At 66.5% G+C, this 510-nt stretch carries 1 protein-coding gene; it reads right to left on the bottom strand.

The window, feature by feature from the left end:
- A partial coding sequence (locus CXQ94_RS24175; RefSeq protein ID WP_146070434.1) for a radical SAM protein occupies positions 1-510 on the bottom strand: 510 nt, incomplete at both ends.

Genomic DNA, 510 nt, shown 5'->3' with positions numbered 1-510 from the left:
CCCGGCACGGCAAAACGACTGCAATCCAGGCCGTAGTTCTGATCCCGTCGATTGAAGCCCAGGCGCTTGCACGCCAGCTGAAAGCGTTGCGCCAGCAGCTGGGCGAATTGGCCTTCACCGCGCATGCGGCTGCCGAAGCGGCTGTCGTAATCCTTGCCGCCGCGCGATTGGCGCACCAGGCTCATGACATGGGCAGCGCGCTGCGGAAAATGCTCCTGCAGCCATTCATCGAACAGCGTCGCCACTTCGTGGGGCAGGCGCAGCAGCACATAGCCGGCCGAGCGCGCACCGGCTTCGCGGGCGGCTTCGAGCATCCGCTCCAGCTCCATGTCGTTGATCATCGGAATCATCGGCGCGCACATCACGCTGACCGGCACGCCAGCCTCATGCAGGGTGCGCAACACCCGCAGCCGCGCCGAGGGTGAGGCCGCGCGCGGCTCCATGATGCGTTTCAGCTCGTCGTCCAGCGTGGTCAGGCTGACCGAAACGCTGACCAGCCGCTGCTCGGCC

The sequence above is a fragment of the Arthrobacter sp. GMC3 genome (assembly GCF_002929305.1).
Lineage (GTDB): Bacteria > Actinomycetota > Actinomycetes > Actinomycetales > Micrococcaceae > Specibacter.
The sequence above is the reverse complement of the archived record's forward strand: the minus strand, read 5'-3'. Positions and strand labels throughout refer to the sequence as shown.